Annotated in this window: 14 protein-coding genes; 4 read left to right on the forward strand and 10 right to left on the reverse strand. The window is 73.7% G+C overall.

What is annotated here, in order from left to right; translation table 11 throughout:
- Positions 1–23: 23 nt before the first annotated feature.
- The 3 genes from AB0B63_RS22815 to AB0B63_RS22825 form a co-directional block, all read right to left on the reverse strand.
- Positions 24–686 (reverse strand): response regulator transcription factor, encoded by a 663-nt coding sequence (locus tag AB0B63_RS22815; protein WP_208569525.1) that lies wholly within the window; start codon positions 684–686, stop codon positions 24–26.
- 66 nt (positions 687–752) lie between these two features.
- Complete coding sequence (locus AB0B63_RS22820) at positions 753–2,042, reverse strand: PQQ-binding-like beta-propeller repeat protein (protein ID WP_357021893.1); 1,290 nt, start codon at positions 2,040–2,042, stop codon at positions 753–755.
- On the reverse strand, positions 2,033–3,313 hold the full coding sequence (locus AB0B63_RS22825) for a hypothetical protein (RefSeq protein WP_357021896.1): 1,281 nt from the start codon (positions 3,311–3,313) through the stop codon (positions 2,033–2,035). Before AB0B63_RS22825 ends, AB0B63_RS22820 begins: the two co-directional genes overlap by 10 nt.
- A 156-nt stretch (positions 3,314–3,469) precedes the next feature.
- Here AB0B63_RS22825 and AB0B63_RS22830 point away from each other — a divergent pair, with 156 nt between their 5' ends.
- Positions 3,470–5,320: a hypothetical protein gene (locus AB0B63_RS22830; protein ID WP_357021963.1), complete on the forward strand. Its 1,851-nt coding sequence runs from the start codon at positions 3,470–3,472 to the stop codon at positions 5,318–5,320.
- A 66-nt stretch (positions 5,321–5,386) separates the two neighbouring features.
- Here AB0B63_RS22830 and AB0B63_RS22835 read toward each other — a convergent pair whose 3' ends face one another.
- Positions 5,387–7,357, reverse strand: a complete 1,971-nt coding sequence (locus AB0B63_RS22835) for a hypothetical protein (protein ID WP_357021899.1) — start codon at positions 7,355–7,357, stop codon at positions 5,387–5,389.
- 249 nt (positions 7,358–7,606) lie between these two features.
- Between AB0B63_RS22835 and AB0B63_RS22840 the strand changes: the two genes are divergently transcribed.
- Positions 7,607–8,803 carry a hypothetical protein gene (locus tag AB0B63_RS22840; RefSeq protein ID WP_208569528.1) on the forward strand — a complete coding sequence of 399 codons (1,197 nt, stop codon included), beginning with the start codon at positions 7,607–7,609 and terminating at the stop codon, positions 8,801–8,803.
- Positions 8,804–9,058: 255 nt separating this feature from the next.
- On the opposite strand, the gene dxs is transcribed toward AB0B63_RS22840, so the two are convergent.
- The 4 genes from dxs to AB0B63_RS22860 form a co-directional block, all read right to left on the reverse strand.
- Entirely contained in the window at positions 9,059–11,014 is a 1,956-nt protein-coding gene (dxs, locus tag AB0B63_RS22845; RefSeq protein WP_357021902.1) for a 1-deoxy-D-xylulose-5-phosphate synthase, read from the reverse strand.
- 70 nt (positions 11,015–11,084) lie between these two features.
- Positions 11,085–12,287: an anhydro-N-acetylmuramic acid kinase gene (locus tag AB0B63_RS22850; RefSeq protein ID WP_357021905.1), complete on the reverse strand. Its 1,203-nt coding sequence runs from the start codon at positions 12,285–12,287 to the stop codon at positions 11,085–11,087.
- A gap of 9 nt (positions 12,288–12,296) precedes the next feature.
- The gene (locus AB0B63_RS22855) at positions 12,297–13,595 is read right to left on the reverse strand and encodes a TRAM domain-containing protein (protein ID WP_357021966.1); all 1,299 of its coding nucleotides are present in this window, start codon (positions 13,593–13,595) and stop codon (positions 12,297–12,299) included.
- Positions 13,596–13,756: 161 nt separating this feature from the next.
- On the reverse strand, positions 13,757–15,829 hold the full coding sequence (locus AB0B63_RS22860) for an APC family permease (protein ID WP_208569531.1): 2,073 nt from the start codon (positions 15,827–15,829) through the stop codon (positions 13,757–13,759).
- 160 nt (positions 15,830–15,989) lie between these two features.
- Between AB0B63_RS22860 and AB0B63_RS22865 the strand changes: the two genes are divergently transcribed.
- Positions 15,990–16,655, forward strand: coding sequence for a TrkA family potassium uptake protein (locus AB0B63_RS22865; protein ID WP_208569532.1), 666 nt, complete (start codon positions 15,990–15,992; stop codon positions 16,653–16,655).
- A gap of 3 nt (positions 16,656–16,658) precedes the next feature.
- Positions 16,659–17,348: a TrkA family potassium uptake protein gene (locus AB0B63_RS22870; protein ID WP_208569533.1), complete on the forward strand. Its 690-nt coding sequence runs from the start codon at positions 16,659–16,661 to the stop codon at positions 17,346–17,348.
- A 10-nt stretch (positions 17,349–17,358) separates the two neighbouring features.
- On the opposite strand, the gene AB0B63_RS22875 is transcribed toward AB0B63_RS22870, so the two are convergent.
- Together AB0B63_RS22875 and AB0B63_RS22880 are read right to left on the reverse strand one after the other, a co-directional pair.
- Positions 17,359–18,042 carry a DUF3159 domain-containing protein gene (locus AB0B63_RS22875; RefSeq protein WP_208569534.1) on the reverse strand — a complete coding sequence of 228 codons (684 nt, stop codon included), beginning with the start codon at positions 18,040–18,042 and terminating at the stop codon, positions 17,359–17,361.
- Entirely contained in the window at positions 18,039–18,419 is a 381-nt protein-coding gene (locus AB0B63_RS22880; RefSeq protein ID WP_208569535.1) for an OB-fold nucleic acid binding domain-containing protein, read from the reverse strand. The genes AB0B63_RS22875 and AB0B63_RS22880 overlap by 4 nt, the downstream gene beginning before the upstream one ends.
- Positions 18,420–18,440 lie beyond the last annotated feature (21 nt).

The following is an 18,440-nucleotide window of genomic DNA, read 5'->3' on the forward strand; positions in this document are numbered from 1 at the left end:
CACGACCCACCCACTCCTCGCGCTCACGGGCTGACCGTCCGGTAGCCGGCGCCGACCACCGTCTCGATCAACGGGGGGTCGCCGAGCTTCTTGCGCAGGGTCCGCACGGTGACCCGGACGATGGTGGTGAACGGGTCGGTGTTCGCGTCCCAGACCCGTTCCAGCAGCTCCTCGCTGGAGACCACCGCGCCGCGCGCCTTGACCAGCTCGCTGAGCACACCGAACTCCTTGTTCGTCAGGTCGACCGGGGCACCCGCCCGGGTCACCACCCGGCGGGCCGGGTCGAGCACCACGTCGCCCACCTGGAGCACCGGCGGGGCGGCCGGGGTGGCCCGGCGGGCCAACGCCTGCACCCGGGCCACCAACTCGTCGAAGGCGAACGGCTTGGGCAGGTAGTCGTCCGCGCCGAGGCCCAACCCCGCCACCCGGTCGGCCACGCTGTCGCTGGCGGTCAGCATCAGCACCCGGGTGAGGGTGCCGGAGGCGGCCAGCTCGGCGCAGATCTGGTCGCCGTGCATGCCGGGCAGGTCCCGGTCGAGGACCACCACGTCGTACCGGGTGACGAAGGCGGCCTCGTGGCCGGCGTCCCCGTCGTACGCCACGTCGACCGCCATCCCCCGCTTGCGTAGCCCACGCACGATCGCGTCGGCGAGGTTCCGTTCGTCCTCGACCACCAGCACCCGCATCCCGACCTCCTCGCCGACCTGTCCGACAACCTAGCGCCGCCGGCCAAACGACCGGCCGCAGGCAGGTCACCCGGCACGGTCAGCCGGCATCCGCCACACCCCGAGACTGTTGCTCTGCCGCCAGCAGACCAACACACCCTGACTGTGCCAGCAGACGTCCCACCGCCCGGACAGCACGTCGCGTACCCGGGCGGTGCCGTCGGTGGGGTCCAGTTCGGCGAGCAACTGCCGGCCGCCCGCCGCCGGTCGGAAGGCGAGGATCGGCGCGGTGAACGGCCGCTGGTAGACCGTCCTCCATTCGCCCAGCTCGGCCTCCAGTCGGCCGGTCGCCGAGTCGAGCAGGGCCAGCCGCTGCGGCCCGTCGCCGAAACTGACGCCGAGCATCCGGTTGCCGACCGCCTCGACCGGGGCCCACCGGTCGCTGGACCAGCGCTCCCGGCCGGTCACCGGATCGAGCACCCGGGCGGTGGAGGAGCCACCGAGACAGACGGCATCGCCGCAGGCGTAGGCGCTCCCGCCGCCGGGGACCGGATCCGTCGTGTCCCAGCGACGCCGACCGGACCCCAGGTCGTACGCGGCGACCCGGCCCGGGTCCTCGCTGACCAGCAGCAGGCCACCGACCGGCTGGGCCAGGTGGTGGTGGTCGCCCCGGGCGGGCGGCACCGGAAAGGTGGACCGACGCGCGCCGGTGGCGACGTCGTACACCTCGGCCTGACCGGCGCTGGTGACCAGGACGAGGTCCTCGACGCCCCGGGGGGCCGTCCGGTACCCGACGGTGGCCGGTCCGGCCGTGGCCGTCCAGCGGACCGCGCCGGTCGCCGGGTCGACGCCGCGCACCGCCACCCGGTCGACGTGGAGATCCTCCAGCAGCAACCCGCCGTCGCCGGTCACCACCGCCGTCCCGGGCCGCCGCCACCGGGTCCGCCCGTCGACGTGGTCGAGCACCATGGAGACGGGTTCGCCGCCGGGATCGGTGGTGACCACCACGTCGTCGTCGACCCCCTCCAGCACCACCAGCTGGTGCCGGGGCGACAGCGACGTCTCCCAGCGCACCCGCCCGTCGGTCAGGTCGATCGCGGTGAGCTGCCGGCTGCCGGCCGGTGACAGCGCCGACGGGTAGGCGAGCACCAGCAGGTCCCCGACGATCAGGTGACTGGGCTCCGGCATATCCGGCAGGGGCACCGGGATCAACCGGGGCGGCCCGGGATCCGCGCCGGCCATGGTGAGCAGCAGGAGCAGGACGGTCAGGGCGACGAACGCAGGGTGGCCGGCCGACCGTCGCGCCCGGGGCCGGCGTGCCGGCGGCGGCGTCGGCTCGTCGTGGTGACCCACCTCACCCAGATCGATCACCGCCACCGGGACACCCGCCACACCCCGTACCTGCCGTCCATCAGGCGGCACAGCAGGAGCTGCGCGTCGGCCCGGCAGTCACCGGACACGGCGGGCAGCACGTCGCGCGCGTGGACCCGCGCGGCGGCGACATCCAACTCGGCGACCAGCATCCGGTCCCCGCCGGCCGGACGCACCCCGAACACCGGCCCGTCCGGCGTGTCCGAAGGGGCGAGGTTCCAGACGTCCAGCTCGGCGGCGACCTGCCCGGAGGCGACGTCCAGCACCACCAGGGGGTGCCAGACGCCCCGCCCCAGGCTGCTCGCCAGCATCCGGCCGCCGCGTTCGGCGCCGGCCAGCTCCCACCGGTTGTCGCGCCACACCGTCCGGCCGGTCGCCGGATCCAACGCCCGCACCCCACCGGCCTCACCCTGCGCGCAAATCAACGACCCGCACGGCACGAAGAACGACGGGACCCGCCACGGTACGTCCCACCGGCGCGTCAGCCCGTCGACGTCGTACCCGGTCAGCCGGTCGGCGTTCGGCTCGACGGCGAGCAGCAGATCGCCGGCGACCCCGTAGGTGCCCGACGGCGAGGCCACCAACGGTGCGGTATGCAGGCGTACCCCACGGCGGGCGTCCCAGACCTCGGCCGGGCCGTCGGGGCGTACCGTCACGATCCGGTCCACGCCGTCGGCCCGGTTGCGGTACAGGGTGACCGCCGACGGCATCGACGCCGACCAGCGGTCCCTTCCCGTCACCGGGTCGACCGAGTGAACCGTCGGTGGGCCGTCCCCACCGTCTTCGAAGAGCAGGTCGGGGCCGGCGGCCAGGCCCTCCCCGGACCGCTGCCACCGCACCCGACCGGTGTCCCGCGCGTGGGCGAACGTCCGGTACGCCCCGTCCGGTCGGCCGGAGGAGCCGGTGACCAGCACCAGGTCGGCGTGCCAGCGCAGCTCGGCGGAACCGCTGACCACCGACACCGGCACCTGCCAGCGCCGCACCGGCCGCGCCCTCGGGGAGTCGGGGATGCGCCACGCGCTCAACCGGCCGGAAGCGGTCGAGGCGTCCCCCGGTTCGAGGAGGAAGACCTCCCCGTCGTGCAGCAGCGCCACCGCGCCGAGCGGGGCGGGCACCACGAACGTCGCCCGCTTCGCCACCGGTGCGGCGGCGGCCAACGCCAGCAGGGCGAACACCAGCACCACGGCCAGCCGCAGCGGTCGGCCGACGGGCCGGGGCACGGGACCGGGCGGCGGTGACCCGGCGTCGCGGAGTTCACCCAGATCGATGACCGTCACGCGCACCCTCTTTCGACAGTCGCACCCCGTCGACCGCACCGCCCGCCGGTGGACGGGGACCGCCGTGCACCGGGTCACCGGACCGGCCGACCGTCGCCTGTACGATGGCCCGTCGTGGCCGTGCCGGTGGTAGATCCCTCGTTGAACCCGACGTCCGTGCCCGACACCGTCGAGCCGGACGCGACAGACCCGCACCGGCGGCCCCGCCGTCGGCCGGGCCGGGTCGACGTGCTCGCCATCGGAGCCTATGTGCTGATCGGCGTTCTGGTGTGCCTGAACTACTGGGTGGACGTGCAGCACCGGGTGTCGTCCCACCTGCCGACCGACCACAGCTGGTTCGAGTGGCTGTTCACCCACGGCGCGTACTCGGTGCGGCACCTGGAGAACCCGCTGTTCAGCGCCCGGCAGAACGCCCCGGACGGGGTGAACATGATGGCGAACACCTCGCTGCTGGGGATGACCATCCCGCTGGCCCCGGTCACGCTGCTGTTCGGCCCACAGGTGACGTACGCGCTCTATCTGGGCGGGGCGCTCGCCGCGACGGCGGCCACCTCGTACTGGATGCTCTCCCGGCACCTGGTGCGCTCGCGGGCCGGCGCGTTCGTCGGCGGCGCGTTCCTCGGTTTCGCCCCGGGCATCGTGCACCACGCCAACGGGCAGCCCAACTTCGTCTCCAACTTCCTGCTGCCGGTGATCGTGACCCGGGTGCTGCTGCTGGGCCGGCCCGGCCGGTGGCGCCGCGACGGGCTGGTGCTGGGGCTGCTGGTGGCGTACCAGGTCTTCATCAACGAGGAGATGCTGCTGCTGACCGCGCTGGCCTGCCTGGTGGCGGTGGTGGCGTACGTGGTGCAGCGGCCCCGCGAGGCCCGCGCCCGGGCCGGTGGCTTCCTGGCCGCGCTCGGGGTCGGCGGCGGGCTGGCGCTGCTGCTCACCGCGTACCCGATCTGGTACCAGTTCAACGGGCCGCAGTCCTACCGGGGGTTGCAGGGCGGGGTGTTCCACAACTGGGGCGAGGACCTGATGGCCTTCGTCACCTTCGCCCGGGACACGGTGGCCGGGGACGAGGCGGTCGAGAAGACCATCGGACTGACCGAGCAGAACACCTGGTTCGGCTGGCCGCTGGTGCTGGTCGCGGTGGCCGCCCTGGTGCTGCTCTGGCGGCGGTCGCTGGCCGCCCGGATCGCCGGGGTGCTGGTGGTCGTCTTCACCGTCGCGGCGATCGGCCCCAAGGTCCGATTCAACGGGGTGGAGACCACCGTCGACGGCCCGTGGGCGTACATCTCCGACGATCTGCCGTTGGTCGAGATGATGATGCCGACCCGGCTGACCCTGGTGGTGACCGGTGCGGTCGGTGTCCTGCTCGCGCTGGCCTGGGACGCGCTGGGCGGCCACCGCCGGCCCCGGGTGCCCGCACCCCGCGCCGCCGCCGACGACGCCACCCCCACCGCCGTGCCCGACCCGTCGGGGCCGCCGGCCCGCCGCCGCTGGGTCCGCCCGGTCGGGTACGCGGCGATCGCGCTGGCGGTGCTGCCGCTGTTCCCCCGTCCGCTGCCCGCGCAGCACATCGACCTGCCCCCGCACTTCATCACCGCGGGCGGCTGGCGGCCGTACGTGCCGGACGGGCGCACCCTGGTGCCGGTGCCGATCCCGAGCAACGTGCACGGCCTGCCCACGCTGCGGTGGAGCGCGCTGACCGGGCACGAGTTCCCGGTGCCCGGCGGTTACTTCATCGGCCCCAACGAGCTGGGTCAGGGTGTCTTCGGTGCCCCGAACCGGCCGACCAGCACCCTGGTCTACGCCACCATGGACGCCGGCACGGTGCCCGCCCTGACCGAGGAGAACCGTCGGCAGGCGGTGGCGGACCTGCGGTTCTGGCGGGCCTCGGTGGTGGTGCTGGGCGCCCATCCGCGCGAGGCGGTGCTGCGGGACCTGATGACCGGCCTGCTCGGCCCGGCGCAGCGGGTCGACGACGTCTGGCTCTGGGACGTCCGCCCGCTGGTCGGCTGACCCGCCCGGCCCGTCGCGCAGCCCGGCCCGGTCGGACCGTGGTCCGGCCGGGCCGGACCGGAACGGTCAGGCGGTGCGGGCGGACAGCGGCCGGACGTCCCACACCCACACGTCGAGTTCCCGGCGGGCGGGGCCGACCAACTGCTCGACGGTCCGGCGCAACGGCTCCGCGTTGTGCTGGCGCAACGGCAGCACCAGCACGGCGGCGTTCCAGTGCCGCAGCTCGTCCAGGCTGCGCCGGCGCTGCCGGTCGTCCAGTTTGGTGGTACGCCCGGTGGTGGCGACCTCGTCGAGGAGCTGCCCGATGCCGCTGGGCCGCCCGCCGAACCGCCCCGGGTCGCCGGTGTTGCCGTTACGCGGGGCGAGGAAGTAACCCCCCGGGATCTTGAAGTCCAGGTTGGTGGCCGCCGCCCAGCGCATCCCGTGGGTGTTGCCCATGCTGGGCACGGGCACCGGCACCAGGGTCTGCCCGGGGCCGACGTACTCCCGCCAGCGGTCGGCGGTGATGAAGTCCGGCACCGGCGGGCGGGAGGTCACCTTCAGCGGCATCGGCACGATCGGCAGCAGCGCCAGCACCAGGGCGGCCACCGTGACGGTCTTGGCGTGCTGCCACTGTGCGCCGCGCAGCGTCCAGGCCCGCTGCACGGCCAGCGCCAGCAGCATGCCGATCACCACGGAGGTGATCAGCGCGAACCGGGTGGGCACCACCGCGTCCAGCAGCGGCAACCGCACCAGCAGCTCCCACGGCCCGGTGACCAGGTCCCGCCCCCACCAGGAGATCCGCTCGCCGAGGGAGAGCAGCGCGAAGAACGCGCCGGTGACGGCGAGCGCCCGGACGAGGCGTTCGCGGCGCAGCCAGAGCACGATGCCGACGGCGATCAGCGACAGGCTCCAGCCGAAGAAGGCGTTCTCCTCGGAGTAGTTCGGGGCCAGGTTGACGTTGGCCCGTTCGTTGCCGCCGAAGGTCGGTGAGCCGGGGGCGAAGAATGCGGCGATGTCGTTGCCGTAGTCCTGCACCGCGTCGCTGAGCCCGTGGTAGGCCATCGGCCCGGCGAACTGGATGTAGAGCGGGTACGCCAGCAGCGCCCCGGCCAGCACCGCGCAGGCGGCCACCCCCTTGGCCAGGGGCCGCCACGCCGCCGACCACAGCGCCGGGCGTTGGGCCACCATGGCGATCAGGAAGATGCCGCAGGCCAGGGCGGTGAAGAGCAGGATCTCCTCGTTGATGAACGCCTGCCCGGTGACCAGCACGGCGAGCAGCAGGCCGTCGCGCAGCGGCCGGGTGGAACGGGTCAGCACCATCACCCGCCACACGATGAACGGCAGCAGGAACTGGCTGATGATGTTGGGGTGCCAGTTGGCGTGCGAGAGCATCGCCGGGGAGAACCCGCAGAACCAGCCGCCGACCGCCGCGGCGAGCCGCCGCCGCACCAGGTGCCGGGACAGCACGTGGTACCAGGCGGCGGCGGTGCCGGCGAGGCCGAGGGTGACCAGCACCACGAAGGACACCGCCGGCCCGAACAGCAGGGTGACCGGCACCATCGGGATGCCCAGCGCCAGCACCGCCGTGTTGGCCATCAGGTTGACGCCGTCGGGGAAGTTGAACTGGTCGGTGTAGAACGGGAACTCCCCGTGCAGCACCACCCGCACCGAGTGGGCCAGGAAGAACTGCACCTGCGCCGGGTCGCTGCTGTAGAGCGAGGCCACCCGGCCGGCCGGGTCGGCCCAGATCCGGCTGGTCACCCAGAGCGCGACGAGCAGGAAGATGCCGTACACCACCAGGTCCTTGCGGCGGGCGGTCCAGCGCCAGCGCCGCCACCACGCGGCCGGCGTCGCGCCGTCACCGTCCGTGTCCGCCGCCCCCCGCTCCGGTACGCCCACCGTCGCCGTGCCGTCGCCGTCGACTTCCGACCCGTCGGCTGCCCCGACGGGCGCGGCCTCCACCGGTGGCGCGTCGACCGGCGTCGCCTCGACGGTCCGGTCCACGGGTGCCGACACTCCGGTGATACGCAGGTCGGCAGGGGTGGTACGGGTCACGGGTGGGGGCGCTGTCGCGGTGGCCGTCGTGCCGCGGGCAGGGCCCTCGGAGTCGTCGGGGGCCGGTGCGGAGGCGCCACGGGGCTCGGCAGACGTCACAGTCGGCGGAGTCTACCGGAGCCGGGAAAAAGCCCGAAATTCACTCTGGTGTCCCTTGTGGTCATCGGGGACACGGCTGCGGGGCGTCACCGGGCGTTGCGTACCATGTGGGCTTCCGACAACGACGGCGACGCGATCGGGGGCGTAGGGATGGCTTCGGTTCGCCGTCGTGGCACGACTGTCGCCGTGCTGCTCGGCCTGCTGCTGGCCGTCCCGGCGTGCGGCCCGGTCGCCGAGCGTCAGGCCCGCGAGCTGCGGGTCGGCTACGACAGCCTGGACGGCACCCGCGCGGTGTGGCCGCCCCGCGGGTCGCTCGCCGGGGACGCCACGGCGACGTCGGCGGTGACCGAGGCGGTCCGTGCCTGGCGCTCCCCGATCGACGACCGCGCCCACCTGCCGTCGTCGGGCATCCTGTGGTCGGGTGCGGTCGACGGCGTCCCGCTGGCCCTGGTCGCGGCCGACGTGCCCGGGGAGAGCGCCTCCTGGCTGCTTCAGCTCACCGGTCGCGACGGCCGGTACGAGGTGACCCGGGCCAGCGAGTACACCGACCCGGGTTACCTGGTCTACGCCGACGTGCTCCCGCTGCACCTGCCCGACGGCCGGCGTTACCTGACCTCCGGCCGGGTGGAACGCCTGCTCGGCCCGGACGGTCGGGCGCTGCTGCTGACCGACGGGCTGACCGGCGCGGTCAAGGTGCCCGAGTGCCGGGCGGTGCCGGTGACGGCCACCCTGCGGGCCACCGAGTCGCTGCCCCGGGGGCGGGCCGCCGACCGCCTGCTCGACCTGGGCGTCGCCACCGCCGACCCGAGGTATCCCCTGGTCCGCGACGACACCGGCTCCGGCCGGCGGGCCCTCGACGGGTTGGACACCTGCATGCTCGCCGACGAGCAGGGCCCGTTCGGGAGCATCCCGCGCCGCATCGGCGACCGGGACGCCCCCCGCTCGGTGCCCGAGTCGTGGCCGATGGAGAAGGTGGCCGTCCGGGCGATCGGCGAGATGATGCTGGGCGGCGGAGCCGACCCCGGTGACCTGGAGCAGCTGACCTGGGAGACCGACGCGGGGACGATGACCGCGGTGGTCTACCGCCCGGCCGGCGACGGCACACCGGTGGTCTCCCCCGCCGACCGGTCCAACCCGCTCCAGACGTACGTCCTGCCGGTGCCGGGGCAGCCGCTGGTGGTGCTGACCTGGCGGGGTAACCGGGACGCGTCCCTGTCGGTGCCGCCCGGCACCCCCCGCCTGGTGGACCGCCCCGGCCTGGTGGTCGTCCCGCTGCCCGCCGCCCGCCAGACCTTCAGCCTGGCCACCGCCGAAAAAACCTACTACCGCTCCGCCGGCGGCCGCTGACCCCGCCCCACCCCGGCCCGCCCTCCCCCTCCCCCCGCTCGCCCCGACTCCCCCGCTCGCCCCGACTCCCCCGCTCGCCCCGGAGATCAAGAGGTTTGCGTCACGGTGGCCGCCGCAGGTGACACAAACCTCTTGATCACCGGGGTCGGCGGCGAGCGGGCGGGCAGGCAGGCAGGCGGGGGCGGGGCGCGGGAGAGAGACGACGCAGGGGCGGTCACGGCGGTGCCGTGACCGCCCCTGCGGGGTCGGGGTGGGTTAGTTGGGGGTGGTGTCGCGGGCGGGGAGGCGGACGGTTTCCACCGTGGGGGCGTCGCCGTCCAGGCCGGAGATCCAGCCGGTGACGTCGCGGGCCACGTCCTGCGCGGTCAACCGCAGGTCGGCCAGGATCTGCGCCCGGGTGCCGTGCGGGTGCCAGTCGGCCGGTACGCCCAAGTCGCGCAGCGGCACCCGGACGTCGGCGTCGCGCAGCGCCTGGCCCAGCGCGTCACCGACACCACCGATGCGGACGCCGTCCTCGACGCTGACCACGAGGCGGTGTCCGGCGGCCAGCTCGACCAGCTCGGCCGGCACCGGACGCACCCAGCGCGGGTCGACCACGGTGACGCCGTAGCCCTGCTCGGCCAGCCGGGACGCCACCTCCATCCCGAGCAGCCCGAACGAGCCGACCGCCACCAGCAGCACGTCGGTACGGGCCGACTCGGCCAGCACGTCGACCGGGCCGACCCGGCGGACGGCCGGCAGGTCGGCGGCGACGGTGCCGGTGGGGAACCGGACGATGGTGGGCCCGTCGTCGACGGCGATCGCCTCGCGCAGCTCCTCGCGGAGGCTGGCGGAGTCGCGGGGGGCGGCGATCCGCAGCCCCGGCACCACCCCGAAGACCGACATGTCCCAGATGCCGTAGTGGCTCGGTCCGTCGGGCCCGGTGATGCCGGCGCGGTCCAGCACGAACGTCACCGGCAGCTTGTGCATCGCCACGTCCAGCAGGACCTGGTCGAAGGCGCGGTTGAGGAAGGTCGCGTAGACCGCCACCACCGGGTGCAGGCCGCCCATCGCCAGGCCGGCGGCGGAGGTGGCCGCGTGCTGCTCGGCGATGCCCACGTCGTACACCCGGTGGGGGTGCTTGCGGGCCAGGGTGGCGATGCCGGTGGGCTCGGCCATCGCGGCGGTGATGCCCACCACGTCGGGCCGTTCGTCGGCGATGGCGACCAGCTCGTCGGCGAAGACCTGGGTCCACTTCACCGACGGGGCGGCGAGCAGCTTGCCGGTCTCGGCGTCGAACGCGCCCGGACCGTGCAGGCAGTCCGCCTCGTCCTCCTCGGCCGGGCGGTAGCCGTAGCCCTTGCGGGTCACCGCGTGCACGATCACCGGGCCGCCGAAGTTCTTGGCCGCGCGCAGCGCCGACTCGACGGCGGCGATGTCGTGCCCGTCGACCGGGCCGACGTACTTGATGCCGAGGTCCTCGAACATCGCCTGCGGGGCGACCGCGTCCTTGATGCCCTTCTTGACCGCGTGCAGCACCTCGTACATCGGCTTGCCGACGAACGGGGTGTTGCCGAGTGCGTCCTTGACCGTGTCGAGGACCTTCTCGTAGCCGGGGTTGAGCCGCAGCGACGACAGGTGGTCGGCCAGGCCGCCGATGGTCGGCGAGTAGGAGCGGCCGTTGTCGTTGACCACGATGACCAGCCGGTTGCCGGCGGTGGCGATGTTGTTCAGCGCCTCCCAGCACATGCCGCCGGTGAGCGCGCCGTCGCCGACCACGGCGACCACGCTGCGCTGCTCGCCACGCAGGGCGTACGCCTTGGCCAGCCCGTCGGCGTAGGACAGGGCGGTGGAGGCGTGCGAGTTCTCGATCAGGTCGTGCTCGCTCTCGGCCTGGCTGGGGTAGCCGGACAGGCCACCGCGCTGGCGGAGCTTGTCGAAGCCGTCCTGCCGGCCGGTGAGGATCTTGTGCACGTACGACTGGTGGCCGGTGTCGAACAGGAGCCGGTCGCGCGGGGAGTCGAAGACCCGGTGCATGGCCAGGGTCAGCTCCACCACCCCCAGGTTGGGGCCGACGTGCCCACCGGTGCGGGAGACCTTGGCGATCAGGAAGTCACGGATCTCGGCGGCGAGGATGTCCAGCTGTTCGCCGGTCATCCGCTTCACGTCCTGCGGACCACGCACGGTGCCCAGCAGCCGGCCGTGGTGGGCCGTGTCCTCGTCAACACTCATGACGAGAGAGTCTATCGGCCGCCGCACACTCCGCAGTGCGGCCGTGGATCATCGCTGGTGGGGGCCAGGATCAGCGCAGCACGACCAGTCGACGCGGCGGGAGCGTCCCGGTCACCCCGGCCGGCGGCCCGGACGGGGTCCAGGACCCCAGCACGGCCGCCCGGCGGGCCCCGGTCACCGAGGGCAGCGCCCCCGGCAGGCCGTGCCAGGACAGCCAGCCCAGCAGGGCGAACGCGTACGCCTCCCGGGCCTGGGCGGGCACCCCCAGCTCGTCGGTGGTCCGCAGCGTCCAGCGGCCGATACCGAGGGCGGCCAGCCGACCCCACAGGGTCGGATTGCGCACCCCGCCACCGGCCGCCACCACCTCGGTCACCCGGTGCCGCGCGCAGGCGGCGGCCACCGTCCGGGCGGTCAACTCGGTCAGCGTGGCGAACACGTCGTCCGGGGCGACCGGCTCCCCCAGCGCCGCCAGCCGTTCGTCGAGGTAGCCGGGGTGGAACAGCTCCTTGCCGGTGGACTTGGGCGGTGGTGCCGCGTAGTAGGGCTCGGCGAGCAGCAGCGCCAGCAGCCCGGGGTGTACCCGGCCGGCCGCCGCCCGTACCCCGTCGACGTCGCAGGGCCGGTCGAGGAACCGGCGGGCCGCCGCGTCGAGCAGGGCGTTGGCCGGGCCCACGTCGTACCCGAGCACGGGTGCGTCCGGGGCGACCACGGTGAGGTTGGCGATGCCGCCCAGGTTGAGCGCCGCCCGCACCCCGCCGCCGGGTCGCCCGCCCAGGTCACCGCGCGCCCCGGCCGGGTCGTCGGGGGCGAGCAGCAGGGCGTCGAAGGCGGGGACCAGCGGGGCGCCCTGGCCACCGGCGGCGACGTCCGCCGACCGCAGGTCCGACAGCACGGGTACGCCCACCCGGGCGGCGACCCGGGCCGGCGCACCGAGCTGGAGGGTGCCGTGCACGGTGCCGCCGTCGACCCAGTGGAAGACCGTCTGCCCGGGGGAGACGACGACGTCGGCCCGCCCGCCGGCCAGCGCGACGCCGAGTGCGGCGGCGTCGGCGAACACCGCACCGAGGGCGTTGTCGAGCCGGCAGACCGCCTCGACCGTGGTCGGGTTCGGCGGCAGCACCGCCCCGATCCGCTCCCGCAGTTGCGCGTCGTAGCCCAGCTCCCGGTGCCCCAACGCCCGCATCCGCAGCGTCTGCCCGACGGCGGTGAACTCGGCGGCGACCACGTCCACCCCGTCGTACGAGGTGCCCGACATGAGCCCGACGATCCTCATCGGGCCAGGTTAGTCAGCGGGCGGCGGCAGGAACAGGCCGACCAGTTCGACGTGCTGGGTCATCGGGAACAGGTCGTAGCCACGCAGGGCGGCGAGCCGCCAGCCGGCCCGGGTGAAGGTGCGCACGTCCCGGGCGAAGGCGGCCGGGTCGCAGGCCACGTAGGCGATCGCCCGGGGATCGGCGGCGATCATGTCCCGGACCACCGCCGCGCCCGCACCGGTACGCGGCGGATCGAGCACCACCAGGTCGACCGGGCCGGTGATCCGGCGGCGGGCCAACGCGGTCTCCACCCGGGCGGCGACCACCTCGACCCGGGACAGGTCGGCCAGGTTGCGCCGGGCGGCGGCGACCCCCTCGGCGGCGGACTCGACCACGGTGACCCGGGCGTCCGGGCCGACCCGGGCGGCGAGCGCGCCGGCGAACAGGCCCGCCCCGCCGTACAGGTCCCAGGCGGACTCGCCGGGCTGCGGGGCGAGCAGGTCGAGGACCGCGCCGACCAGGGTGTCGGCGGCGGCCGGGTGCACCTGCCAGAACCCGCCGGCCGGCAGCGTCCAGTTCCGACCGGCGGCGACCTCCAGTACCGTCGCCGGTCCGTCGACCTCCCGTACCGTCGCCGGTCCGTCGACCTCGGCCGCCGGCCCATCCGGGACGTCGACGGTCGTGGCCGGCGGGCCGGGCAGGTCGACCAGGGTGGGCACCCCGTCGGTCAGGGCGGTGACCACGACGTCGCCGCCGGTCGAGGCGACGACCTCCACCGACTCGGCCGTCGGCCAGGGCCGACCGAGCAACGGCAGTTCCTGGATCGCCGGGTGGGCGATCAGGCAGCGGTCGATCGGCACCACCTCGTGCGAGCGGTGCTTGAGCAGCCCGGCCCGGCCGGCGGCGTCGACCGCGTAGCGGACCCGGGAGCGCCAGCCCAGCGGGCCGCCGGGCAACGGCTCGACGGTGACCCGCAGCCCGTCGATCTCGGCGTCGGTGAGCCCACCCAGCCGGGTGAGCTGCTCGCGGACCACTGCCGTCTTCCAGCCGAGCTGGGCGGCCGGGGCCACGTGTTGCAGGTCGCAACCACCACAACCGCCCGGCCGGGCGTACGGGCAGGGCGGGGCGACCCGGTCCGGTGACGCCTCGACGATCTCGACGGCGTCGGCGCGGGCGAAACCCCGGTGCAGCTCGGTCACCTCGGCGATCACCCGCTCACCGGGCAACGCGTGCCGGACGAAGACCACCTGGCCGTCGACCCGGGCCACGCAGTGCCCACCGGGGGCGACCGCGTCGACTGTCAACTCGACCCGCTCGGCCTCCTCCAGCCCGGGCCGCCGCTCCGCCCCGGACCCACCGGCCCCGACCGCCGACCGACCCACCTCGGACCCGGCCACGTCGGACCGTCCCGCCTCGGACCCGGCTGCCTCGGGCAGGGCCGGGCCGGAACGGGCGGTGGTCGTGGAACGGGTGGGGCGGGATCGGGCGGTCACGGGCGGTCTCCGGTCGACGGGTCGGGCTCGCCCGACGGGACGGCGCTCACCGGCGGGGCGGGCGGCGGCAGGGTGCTGCGCGGCGCGACCCGGGGACCCCGGGCGGGGGTACGGCTCAACGTCTCGTCCAGCCGGTCGAGGTTCTTGGTCGCGGTGGACGCCAACTGCCAGGGCACACTGGTCACCATCACGCCCGGCTCGAAGAGCAGCCGGCCCTTGAGCCGCAGCGCGCTCTGGTTGTGCAGCAGGTTCTCCCACCAGTGGCCCACGACGTACTCGGGGATGAAGACGGTGACCACGTCGCGGGGCGACTCCCGGCGGGTGTTCGCCACGAAGTTCAGGATCGGCCTGGTGATCTCCCGGTACGGCGAGTCGACCACGGTCAGCGGCACCGGCACTTCCCGCCGCTCCCACTCCTGCTGGAGCTGCCGGGTGTCCTTCTCGTCCACGTTGACGGTGACCGCGGTCAGCGTGTCCGGCCGGGTGGCACGGGCGTACGCGATGGCCCGCAGGGTCGGCTGGTGCAGCTTGCTGACCAGCACGATGGCGTGGTTGCGGGCGGGCAGCACCCCGCGCACCTCGGTCGGTTCCAGCTCGGCGGCGATCCGGTCGTAGTGCCGGCGGATGGCCAGCATCAGCACGTAGATCACCGCCATCGCCGCGATGGCGATCCACGCGCCGAGCAGGAACTTGGTGATCAGCACGATGACCAGGACGGTGCCGGTCATCGCCATGCCGAACGCGTTGATCGCCCGGGAGCGGAACATCCGGCGGCGGGCCTGCGGGTCACGCTCGGTGCGCAGGTGCCGGTTCCAGTGCCGGATCATGCCGGCCTGGGAGAGCGTGAACGAGACGAAGACGCCGACGATGTAGAGCTGGATCAGCCGGGTCACCTCGGCCTGGAAACCGACGATCAGCACGATCGCGAAGACGGCGAGGAAGACGATGCCGTTGGAGAACGCCAGCCGGTCGCCCCGGGTGTGCAGTTGCCGGGGCAGGTAGCGGTCCTGGGCGAGGATCGAACCGAGCACCGGGAAGCCGTTGAACGCGGTGTTCGCGGCCAGGAAGAGGATCAGCGCGGTCATCCCGGCGACCACGTAGAGCAGCACCGACCCGCCGCCGAAGACGGTCTCGCCGAGCTGGGTGGTGACGGTCTTCTGCACGTACCCGTCGGGGCCGGAGAGGATCTGCGTGTTCGGGTCCTCGACGAACTGCAGGCCGGTCAGCCGGGCCAGCCAGATGATGCCGACCAGCATGGACACCGAGATCGTGCCGAGCAGCAGCAGGGTGGTGGCCGCGTTGCGGCTCTTCGGGGCCTTGAACGCCGGCACCCCGTTGGAGATCGCCTCGACCCCGGTCAGCGCGGCGCAGCCGGAGGAGAAGGTCCGCAGCAGCAGGAAGATCAGCGCGAAGCCGGTCACGCTGTGCTCGGCCTGGATCTCCAGCCCGGCGCTGGGGGCGCGCAGGTCGTCGCCGAGGATGAAGTACCGGACCAGACCGGTGAGGATCATGCCGCCGATGACGATCACGAAGCCGTACGTGGGGATGGCGAACGCGGTGCCGGACTCACGCAGCCCGCGAAGGTTCATCGCGGTCAACAGCACCACCGCGGTCACCGCGATCAGCACCTTGTGGGTGGCCACGAAGGGCACCACCGAACCGAGGTTGGCCACCCCGGAGGAGACCGACACGGCGACGGTCAGCACATAGTCGACAAGCAGCGCGCTGCCCACCGCCAGCCCGGCCCGGGGACCCAGGTTGACCGTGGCCACCTCGTAGTCGCCGCCGCCGGAGGGGTACGCGTGCACGTTCTGCCGGTAGCTGGCCACCACGGTCAGCATGACCACGACCACCGCGAGGGCGATCCACGGGGAGAACAGGAACGCCGACGCCCCTGCGATGGAGAGGGTCAGCAGGATCTCGTCGGGGGCGTACGCGACGCTGGACAGCGCGTCGGAGGCGAAGACCGGCAGGGCGATGCGCTTGGGCAGCAGGGTGTGCTGGAGCCGGTCGGACCGGAACGGTCGACCGACGAGGAGTCGCTTCAGCAGCGAGGTGGGACTGGCCACAAGCGCTAAGGGTACGACCACCGGATGGTGGTCGCCGGGGGGTGCCTGATCCCGCTCCCACGCCCCGGCGCGGTACGGTTCGGTCCCCCGTCGGCGGGGTGGACGTGGCAGGCTCGCAGACGACAGTCGCCGGACGCAGGCGCACCTTGGGAGGGACACCGTGCACGTCGTGATCATGGGCTGTGGGCGGGTCGGCTCGACGCTGGCCCAGAGCCTGGAGTCCCGGGGGCACTCGGTGGCGGTGATCGACCACGACGCCGACGCGTTCCGCCGCCTCGGCCCCGACTTCGCCGGGATCACCGTCACCGGTGCCGGCTTCGACGGCGAGGTGCTGCGCCAGGCCGGCATCGAGCGGGCGGACGCCTTCGCCGCCGTCTCCAGCGGCGACAACTCCAACATCATCTCGGCCCGGCTGGCCCGCGAGACGTTCGGCGTCTCCCGGGTCGCGGCCCGGATCTACGACCAGCGCCGGGCCCAGGTCTACGAGCGGCTCGGCATCCCCACCGTCGCCACCGTCCGCTGGACGGCCGACCGGATGCTGCGCCACCTGGTCCCCGAGGGCAACGTGGAGATCTTCCGGGACCCGACCAGCACCGTGTCGATCATCGAGGTGCCGGTGCACAAGGACTGGATCGGTCGACCGCTGAGCCAACTGGAGCAGACGGCGGGGACCAGGGTGGCGTACCTGACCCGGTTCGGCATCGGCATGCTGCCCACCGCCTCCAGCGTCGTACAGGAGGGTGACCAGCTCTACGTGCTGGTCACCGACGACATCGCCGCCTCGGTCACCGCGGTGGCCGCGACGCCGCCCGAAGGAGGGCACTGAGCCATGCGGATCGCCATCGCGGGCGCCGGCAACGTGGGCCGGTCGATCGCCCAGGAGCTGATCGACAACGGCCACCAGGTGATGCTGATCGAACGGCAGCCGCGGATGCTGCGCCCGGACCGGGTGCCCACCGCCGACTGGGTGCTGGCTGACGCCTGCGAGCTGGCCAGCCTGGAGGAGGCGAACGTCGCGGGCTGCGACGTGGTGGTCGCCGCCACCGGTGACGACAAGGTCAACCTGGTGGTGTCCCTGCTGGCCAAGACCGAGTTCGCGGTGCCCCGGGTGGTGGCCCGGGTCAACCGGGCCGAGAACGAGTGGTTGTTCACCGAGCAGTGGGGCGTCGACGTGGCGGTCAGCAAGCCCCGGGTGATGGCAGCGCTGGTCGAGGAGGCGGTCACCGTCGGCGACCTGGTCCGGTTGATGACGTTCCGGCAGGGCGAGGCGAACCTGGTGGAGATCACCCTGCCGCCGACCGCGCCCTACGTCGGCCAGCCGATCCACGCCGTGCCGCTCCCCCGGGACGCCGCGCTGGTGGCGATCCTGCGCGGCAAGCGGGTGCTGGTGCCCAGCCCCGACGACCCGATCGAGGCCGGCGACGAGCTGATCTTCGTGTGCACCGCCCAGGTGGAGGACGACGTGCGCGGGGTGATCCTCGGCCCGGACAGCGTGGAACGGACCCGGGGAGCGACCTGAGCGCTGCCGGTCAGCTGCCCGGCAGCGGCGTCGGGGCGTTCTCCCGGGTCACCCGGCGCACCGTCCAGACCGTGATCAGCAGCAGCAGCGCGTACGGCGGGTAGCCCAGGGCGAGCCGGGCCACCCCCAGCGCGGTGTCCTGGTGGGCCAGGTAGAGCCCGGCCTGCACCCCGACCTTGGCCAGCCACACCACTCCCCAGAGCACGGTGAGCTGGGTGAAGGTACGCACCAGCCGGGGGTCGTCGCGCCACTCGGAGCGCCCCTTGGCGACCAGCACCGACCAGATCCACCCCACCAGGGGTTGCCGGATCACCGCGGAGAGCAGCAGGGCGATGCCGTAGCCGATGCCGTAGAGGATGCCCGGGAGGTAGAAGTCCCGTTCGTCCCCGGTACGCCAGGCGATGGCCGCCCCGATGCCCACGCCGAAGAGCCCGTTGACGGCGTGCCGGACCGGACGGCGTTGGACCAGCCGGACCACCGCGATCAGCAGCGCCACCCCGACCGAGGCGATCACCGCCGGCCGCAGCTCCCCGACCACGTTGGCCAGCACGAAGACCACCACCGGGATGCTGGACTCGACCAGCCCGCGCCAGCCGCCCAACTGGTCGGCCATCTGCTCGGCGAGGCTGGGCAGCCGTTCGTCGTCCGCCGGGGTGGTCTGCGGCTCGGTGGCCGGGGGCTGTCCTGTCGTCACTTCGGCGACTCCAGCTCGTAGTACGGGTTGTAGATGACCTTGCGGTCGTCCCGGACGGCCACCCGGCCCCGGGCGGTGAGGTGCCGGCCCGGCTCGATGCCGGCGATGTGCCGTCGACCCAGCCAGACCAGGGTGACCACGTCACTGCCGTCGTAGAGGTCCGCCTCCAGGGTGGGCAGGTTGGTACGCGGCGTGTAGACCACCGTGCGGAGCCGCCCGGCGACCGAGACCACCTGCCCCCGCATGCACTGCCGGGCCAGCACGCCACCGGATTCGGCGCTCTCCCGGCGCAGCTCCTGCGCCTCGATCTCGGCCTCGCTGGCGGTGAACCGGCGCAGGATGTCCCGCAGTGACTTCCTGCTCTCGTCGGTCGACATGACCTCCGCGTCACCCTCTCC

This window comes from Micromonospora sp. NPDC049081 (genome assembly GCF_040648835.1).
Classification (GTDB): domain Bacteria; phylum Actinomycetota; class Actinomycetes; order Mycobacteriales; family Micromonosporaceae; genus Micromonospora; species Micromonospora antibiotica.